5 protein-coding genes are annotated in these 7,465 nt (G+C 68.4%); 4 read left to right on the top strand and 1 reads right to left on the bottom strand.

Features of this window, described 5'->3' with window-relative positions:
• The first annotated feature begins 1,087 nt into the window (after positions 1 to 1,087).
• Entirely contained in the window at positions 1,088 to 2,674 is a 1,587-nt protein-coding gene (locus tag ACZ4N5_RS42225) for a peptidoglycan-binding protein (RefSeq protein WP_467762284.1), read from the top strand.
• 198 nt (positions 2,675 to 2,872) lie between these two features.
• Here ACZ4N5_RS42225 and ACZ4N5_RS42220 read toward each other — a convergent pair whose 3' ends face one another.
• On the bottom strand, positions 2,873 to 3,994 hold the full coding sequence (locus ACZ4N5_RS42220) for a hypothetical protein (protein WP_467762283.1): 1,122 nt from the start codon (positions 3,992 to 3,994) through the stop codon (positions 2,873 to 2,875).
• Between ACZ4N5_RS42220 and ACZ4N5_RS42215 the strand changes: the two genes are divergently transcribed.
• The 3 genes from ACZ4N5_RS42215 (at position 3,993) to ACZ4N5_RS42205 (ending at position 7,288) form a co-directional block, all read left to right on the top strand.
• On the top strand, positions 3,993 to 4,610 hold the full coding sequence (locus tag ACZ4N5_RS42215; protein ID WP_467762282.1) for a TetR/AcrR family transcriptional regulator C-terminal domain-containing protein: 618 nt from the start codon (positions 3,993 to 3,995) through the stop codon (positions 4,608 to 4,610). The genes ACZ4N5_RS42220 and ACZ4N5_RS42215 overlap by 2 nt on opposite strands.
• Positions 4,611 to 4,783: 173 nt before the next feature.
• The gene (locus ACZ4N5_RS42210) at positions 4,784 to 4,963 is read left to right on the top strand and encodes a hypothetical protein (protein ID WP_467762281.1); all 180 of its coding nucleotides are present in this window, start codon (positions 4,784 to 4,786) and stop codon (positions 4,961 to 4,963) included.
• A gap of 396 nt (positions 4,964 to 5,359) precedes the next feature.
• Complete coding sequence (locus ACZ4N5_RS42205; RefSeq protein WP_467762280.1) at positions 5,360 to 7,288, top strand: glycoside hydrolase family 5 protein; 1,929 nt, start codon at positions 5,360 to 5,362, stop codon at positions 7,286 to 7,288.
• Positions 7,289 to 7,465 lie beyond the last annotated feature (177 nt).

The following is a 7,465-nucleotide window of genomic DNA, read 5'->3' as shown; positions in this document are numbered from 1 at the left end:
ACCACAGCAATCTCGTCCGGAGTCACACACCCTCAACGCCACACCAAGCCCCAAGGACACGCACCACTCCAACCGACCTGACCAGGCACTACTAGGGCCTGCCGCACCGCAATGCGCAGGGAACCCGATGCGCTGCCAGTGGGTGGAATCGAACCTTCGGATGGAGGAGCTGAGGCGGCCCAGGGCGTCAAGGCCGTTCGGCCCGAAGTCGTCGAGCAGAAGGGCCAGCGGGGACGTGACGCGTTGGAGCGCGACGAGTTCTTGGTTCAGGGGCGTCTGATCCACGTCGAGCAGGTGCCCGTGCCGGCGAGGGTTGCCTCCCTCGACGATGCCGTCCGCGTCCGGAAGACCACCCCACCAGGGCCAACGACGTAAGACAGGCCTCCACCGTTCGAGCCAAAGACCAAGCCACCGGCCTCCTGGTCCGCACCGACATCAATGGCGCCGAACTCCTTGAGCTGCGGAAGGCGCCCGGGACGCCTGACCGGACAGGGAACGAGTAGCCGCCTTCAGGCCCGCCGGGGCGACACATCCAGAGCGCCGAGCAGACACGCTCCGGATGTCACGCATTCGCGACTCGGCCAGGCGATCTTCACCTTCCGCTTGGCCCGCACAAAATGAGGTGGGAAACGGCTCAACGAGACAGACAGCTGAAAAGGAGCAAATTTTCAAAGGCCGTCGCGCGTGCGTTTTTACCGGCCACGGGTAGCGATTAAATTCGGCCAGTTGTGTGGCGCGATATTGTGCGCACGGGCGTGAACTGTCACCGTCGTGCGCGGAATGACAGCCCGATCATGACTTTCGACGACCTCAACTCCGTTGCTGTGTACGGCCGTTGGTTCGCAAATGCGCCGACGCGGCCAGAATGCCAATTTCTCCTCCATTTGCCGGATCCAGGCCTGAGGCAGCCGTGTGCCGGGCGGGCGACACCTTCCATGAACGACAAATCCCAGCGCTGTGCGGTTTTGGGTCGGTCAACCAGTCCGACGGTAATCCGCAGATCCATTGAAGGAGATGTTTCGCAGTCATGAGAAAGAGTTCATATCGTGTTCACGCCGACAAACCGCGCATCCGAGATCGGGGCATCATGAGCGCGAGACCGGGGTGGAGAGTCCGCATCGGAGTTTTCGCCGCCACGACGGCGCTTCTCTCGGCCGGCACCCTGCTCGGTGCCAATCCGGCGTCGGCGGCGCCCGCGGCGATCAGGCTGACCTCCTCGTCCTGCCCCGGCGTAATCCTGCAGGGCCAGGTGAGCGGCTGCGTCACGGAGTTGCAGAACCTGCTCAACGCCCACGGTGCCGGTCTGGTGGTGGACGGCAACTTCGGGGCGAACACGCTCTACGCGGTGCGCGAGTACCAGGCGTCCGTCGCGATCGCGGTGGACGGGCAGGTGGGCCCCCAGACCAAGAGCAAGCTGTACGCGACCGGAGGCTCGGCGCCCTCCCCGATCAATCTCATGTCGTCGTCGTGCCCGGCGAACGTCGTCCAGGGGAACAAGGGCGGCTGCGTCACCGAACTGCAGCGCCTGCTCCGCCACTTCGGCTACGCGATCGACGTGGACGGCGATTTCGGACCGGCGACGGACAGCGCGGTCCGAAGCTTCCAGTCGGCGAACGGCCTGTCGGTCGACGGCCAGGTCGGCACGAACACCAAGCGGGAGCTCTACAACACCGACGAGTCGCCATCGACAGCTTTGGACCTGCGATCGGCGTCCTGCCCGTCGAACATCGTGGAGGGGCAGAGCGGCGGTTGCGTCGCGACGCTGCAGGCCCTGCTCAACGGCAAGGGCCAACATCTTGATGTGGACGGCCAGTTCGGGCCCCTGACCCTGACGGCCGTGAAGTCGTTCCAGTCCGCGGCGGGCCTTTCCGTCGACGGCGAGGTGGGCCCGAACACCAAGACCGCCCTGTACGCGAACATCAGCACGGGCGGCGGCAATGGCGCACCGGCGCCGATCAACCTGAACTCCAGCTTGTGCCCGAGCAACATCGTGAAGGGCCAGAAGAGCGGCTGCGTCACCGAGCTGCAGAGCCTGCTCAACCACCACGGCGCTGATCTCGCCGTCGACGGCGACTTCGGACCGATGACCGACAGCGCGGTGCGGGACTTCCAGGCCGAGAAGGGCCTCTCGGTCGACGCCCAGGTGGGCCCGAACACCAAGGCCGCTCTGTACGGCGCGGTCACCCCGCCGTCGTCGCCCCCGCCCGGCGGCGGGTACAGCAAGATCCTCAGTGTGGCCGCGGCCGAGGTCGGCACGGTCGAGGGCAGCGCCCGGGCGAACAGCTACGGGTCGGCCGTGGGCCTGTCGCTGTCCACCAGCAACTACGCCTGGTGCGCGACCTTCGTGAGCTGGGTGGCCAAGCAGACCGGGGCCTCCTCCTACCGCAACACCTACGTTTCGGGCTGGGTCAAGCAGGCTCGGGCCGGTAACTACCACCTGTCGGTGACGACGAACCCGCAGCCGGGCGACATCGTGGCCTTCGACTGGAACGGTGGCAACGACTACACCGGCGGGCATGAACACATAGGCATCGTGAGAACGGTGAGCGGGGGCTCCAGCTTCACCACCGTCGAAGGCAACACGGGCAACCCCAACGGCGGTTCGGACGGCGTCTACGTCAAGACCCGCGGTACGAACAGCGGATACGACGTGATGTTCATCCGAGTCCGCTGACCGGTTGACCGGCTGACCAACTGATCAGATGCCTGGCCGAGAGCGTTCGTCCGGGCGTTTCGTCAGCGGTCCGGAGTGCGAGCCCGTGATGCCGGGTCCCGCAGACAGCGGCGGTCTCGTCGGCCCGGCGGCCGGCCGTGATCCATCAGTCACCACCCGATGGATCACGGCTGGCCCGCATGCGCACCGACCGTCCGGTCACGCCGTGGCCGGCCCGGATGCCGGCTCGGCGGACAGGAACACCGGTGTCACCTGGACCGGCAAGCCGACCACTCCGCCGTCGCGATCCACTGGGACGGGTGTGCCGAAGACGTCGACAGCGTGCGCCTCCGCGTGGGGCCAGGGGCGCTCGATACGCGTGGCGGCCTCTTCCTCGCCGGCGAACACGTCACCGGCGGTCCAGATGACCTCCAGGGCGCCGCGCCCGTGCCGCTCCACCTCGAAGACGTAGAGGTCGGGACGGTGCTCGACGACGACCCGGCGCACCTGGTCGACATCCTCGAGTTGCGCGGCCAGGAGCGCGAACGTGTCGGCCGACGGGTGGCGGACGGCCAGCTGGGTTCCCTCGTAGTCGAGCAGCGCCAGCTTGCCGAAGAGGAATCCCATCAGGTTGAGCCGATCGCGGTAACCGGGGACCTCCGGGGCGAGGTTCCAGCACACCGTGCGGCTGATACCGGCGGCCAGGGCGAGAATGTTGCGCGTCACGATCTGCCGGCAGTTGATCCGGTCTCGCCGCGCGCTCAGTTCCGGCGGGCAGTCCTCCATGAACATCCGCAGGGTGTCCGGGAGTTCGGCCGAGCGGTCGTACAACGCGCGCATGGTGCGGCGGTCCGGCGGTTCGGCCTCCGGACCCGGGTCCGGGGCGGTGAAGACCGCGGTCATCTCCCGCTGGAACGCCGTCTGCGCCTCGGGGAACTCGAACAATGTCGGGCCGTTGTACTCGCCCGCCACCACGGGCCGCTCGTAGCCGTGCGCGCGCATCATGGCGCGGGCGTCGTCGACGTATGCCGGGATGTCATGCGGGTCGCCGTACAGGTTCACGCAGAACAGGTCGTAGTCGTCGCGGCCCCGGTCCACCACATGACCGAAGAACTCCCTGGCGGGGCTGCCCTGGGGGCTGGACAGCACGTCGTAGCCGCAGCCGCCGAGGACGATCCGGGCAGCAGGGTCGGCCTCCCGTACGGCCAGGGCGAAGGTGGCGAGCTGTTCGACGTACTCGGGGGCGGTGCCGTCCCAGAGCAGGCCGGTATTGCTGGGCTCGTTGTTGCACTGCCAGTACTCGACACGGCCCCGGCACCGGGACATCGTGCGAGCCGCCATGGCCGTCGCCGACGAGGGCGGAGCGGAGGCTCTGACGATGTCCGCGGTGGCCAAGCGGCTGGGCCCGTACACGCCCATGGCCCTCTATCGGCACGTGCTGAGCAAGGACGGACTCGTCGATCTGATGCTCGACGCCGCCACCGCGGAGGTCCCACTGCCTCAGGAGCGAGCGGATGACGGACGGTCGGCCCTGAGGGCGGTGGCCATGGAGACCTGGGCGATGGCCAAACGGCACCTCTGGTACGCCCAACTCGCCCCGACCCGGCCTCCGTTGGGTCCCTACGCGATGCGCCGAACCGAATTCCAGCTCGGTGTCCTCGTGGAGCAGGGTGCGGACCTCGGCCGGGCGGTCGCCTACGCGGCACTCCTCGACCGCCATGTCCTGGGCAGCGCGCAACAGGTGGCCGAGGAACACGCGATGCGGCGCCGGCTCGGCCTCGACACCCCGCAGCGGCTCACCGAGGCCGTCACCGCGGCCCAAGGACTCGCGGAACAGGGAGGCCATGAGCTGCTCGCCCGCTGGATGAGGGCACCGACGGGGCCCGACATGGACGAGCAGTTCGAAATCAGCCTGACCTTTCTGCTCGACGGCATCGAGGCAGAGTTGAACCGCTGAGGTTCCCTGGCGAGGAGAGCGGCCGCATGCGCCCGACGGGGTCCGGACCGCAGGGGCCCGTGCGGCCCACTGGCCTGGCATGGTTGTTCTGGCCCGCCTCGGTTCCCGTCCGACGGCCGGTCCGACAACGGCTTGCGCAAGAACTGCGGCGCGCAACCATCGCAGGAGGGCGAATGGCGCACACTCCGCACGAGAAGTACCCGCCCGAGGGCAAGTCCCTGGGACACGGCCCCGACCGTGAGTCCAAGGTGCCGGTCACCTACTCCGCCGAGACACCTCTGGTACGCAAACTGTGGTGGCGGGTCCGCTCGGCGGTGAAGCGGCCGCAAAGGGCGCACCGCCGGACGCGTTGACACACCGGCCAGGGCCGGGGACGCCTTTCCGTATGACGTACCGACCGCCTGCGGGCAGGCCTCTCCGCGCCGAGTGTCACGCCTGACGGGAACCTTCGCCCGGGACCGGCCTTACCGCTAGGCTCAGGTGCATACCTGTGGTCAGCGGGAAGGGCGAAACGCCCGAGGCGCAGCCGACTTCCGGTATGAGCGCCTTGTCCGTCAATACCCCGTTCAGTGCATGGCAGTGCGACCCGTCCGTCGAGGCGGCGCCCGGGACTCCTTAGACCGGCCGCCGCCGACCGAACAAGAGCCGAATCGCCCGTCACGCCGGAACTCACCGGCCGGCACCGCTGCTTGAGCGCCGACCGGCAGATACTCGCGTCCGCGTACCGACACCCAACTCACAGAGGTCCGATGCCCACCCTCAGACTTGGCAAGTACCTGACATTGGCGGCTGCGGCACTCCTGCTGTTGGCCACGGCTCCCGGGGCGGTCGCCGCCACCGCGGATCCTGTGGGCAGCGCGCAGACAGCTTCCGCTTCCGCCGCCGCTCCGGCGACCGAGACGTGGCAACCGCCGTTGTCCACTCGCGGGCGGTACATCGTGGACGCCGACGGAAACCGTTTCCGGCTGAAGTCGGCCAACTGGGACGGCGCGCAGGGCTCCTGGACGGGCAGCGGCAGCATCGACGACCCGGCCAACCACCACGCCGGCCAGGACTCCTACGGCATCCCCCTCGGCCTGGACCGCGCGTCCCTGCCCCAACTGCTCGGCGATTTCCACCGGTTGGGTATCAACAGCATCCGGCTTCCCTTCTCCAACGCGCTGATCCATACGACGACGCCGGTGCCGGACGTCGCCGTCGCGGCCAATCCGGGGCTGCGCGGCAAGACACCCCTGCAGGTCTACGACGCCGTGGTCGCAGCCCTCACCCAGGACGGGTTCGCGGTCGTCCTCAACAACCACACCAACACCTCTCGATGGTGCTGCGGCGTCGACGGCAACGAACGCTGGAACAGTGGCCAGTCGACACAGCAGTGGGCGGACGACTGGGTGTTCATGGCCCGCCGTTACGCCGGTGATCCGCGGGTGGTGGGCGCCGACCTCTACAACGAGGTGCGCCGTGACGTACTGGACGACCCCAACTGGGGTCTGGGTGACGCCCACGACTGGTACGCGGCCGCCCAGCTCGCCGCGGACCGCATCCTCTCCGAGGCCAATCCCAACCTCCTCATCGTCATCGAGGGGATCAACTGGACCGGTCTGCCGGTCGACGGGCTGCCACACGGCCGCCCCACCCTCACCCCGGCGCGGATGCTCTCGCACACCCTCGTCGCCGCCCACAAGCTGGTGTACTCCGCCCACTTCTACGGATATACCGGCCCCAACCACAGCGGCGCCACAGGGATCGGCGAAACCCACGACGCCCGCTACCAGGACCTCACGCGCGACCAGCTCTACCAAGTCCTCAACGACGAGGCCTTCTTCGTCTCCTCGGAGGAGAACCAGCACTTCACCGCACCTGTGTGGATCAGCGAGTTCGGCATCGGAGCCGGCGAGACGAACACGGCCGCCCGTACCTGGTTCGGCAACATCACCGACTACTTCGCCGACCACGACGTCGACTTCGCCTACTGGCCGCTCGTCGGCTGGGAGGGACACGACGACTGGGCCCTGCTGCGTTACGACACCTCGGGCAACCGGTACGGCATCCTCGACCAGTCCGACTGGCGCGGGACCGCGTGGAGTCGGCTCATGACCGCTCCGACGCGTACCGGGTCCGTCCCTGCGGTCCCCAGCTGGCACATGCTCGCCACCGATCACGGCGACTACGTGCAGTCGCTCCGGGTGCGGGCCGGCGGTGACTGGAACTCGGGTGCCTCCAAGGCCACTTGCTCCGACGGCCAGCGGCTGATCGGTCTCGGCCACAGCGGCGTCCGTGCGCTGTGCACCGACGTCTCCACCGGCGACCTCCGTTCCGCGGACAACAGCCAGACCGTCGTCACCGACGAGCGCTACGTTCCCGCGGGCGGCGACTGGGCCTCCGGATACACCAAGTTGCAGTGTCCCGCGGGGAACTTCCTCATCGGCTACAGCCGCCGAGGCGGCCGGACGTCGGCGGGACTGTGCGTTCCTTCCGGCCCCTCGTTGGCGGGCGCCGGGCGAACCGTGTGGTTCGACCGTTCCGACAACCGGCCCGCCAACGCGGCCGGCGGCGACTTCGCGAACGGCGACTACAAGGGCCAGTGCGCCGACGACGAGTACGCCGCCGGGATCGCCTTCACCACCCGCCTGGGCGCCGGTCAGGGCCCAGCGGCCCTGCTGTGCCGCAAGCTGAACTGATCACAAGTCGTCCGGCATGGACGCGGTCCGCACGCCGGGGCGAAGGGCGCCCAGGACGTGCCGTGCCGTGAGTGACGTACTGCCGCGCGAAAGCCTTCGCCGCCGAGACCCGGCTGACCCAGCCCCATGAGCGCAGGTCAACCGGGTCCCGTCGGAGTGTCCACCCGATTCCACGTG

The organism is Streptomyces sp. NPDC026500 (genome assembly GCF_055567635.1).
Note: the sequence above shows the minus strand (reverse complement) of the source record. Positions and strands in the feature narration are given on the sequence as shown.

What these genes read in the sequence shown, in the direction of transcription:
- ACZ4N5_RS42215 (WP_467762282.1), top strand. Translation starts at nt 3,993, where the DNA reads ATGGCCGTCGCCGACGAGGGCGGAGCGGAGGCTCTGACGATGTCCGCG.
- ACZ4N5_RS42220 (WP_467762283.1), bottom strand. Translation starts at nt 3,994, where the DNA reads ATGGCGGCTCGCACGATGTCCCGGTGCCGGGGCCGTGTCGAGTACTGG.
- ACZ4N5_RS42210 (WP_467762281.1), top strand. Translation starts at nt 4,784, where the DNA reads ATGGCGCACACTCCGCACGAGAAGTACCCGCCCGAGGGCAAGTCCCTG.
- ACZ4N5_RS42225 (WP_467762284.1), top strand. Translation starts at nt 1,088, where the DNA reads ATGAGCGCGAGACCGGGGTGGAGAGTCCGCATCGGAGTTTTCGCCGCC.
- ACZ4N5_RS42205 (WP_467762280.1), top strand. Translation starts at nt 5,360, where the DNA reads ATGCCCACCCTCAGACTTGGCAAGTACCTGACATTGGCGGCTGCGGCA.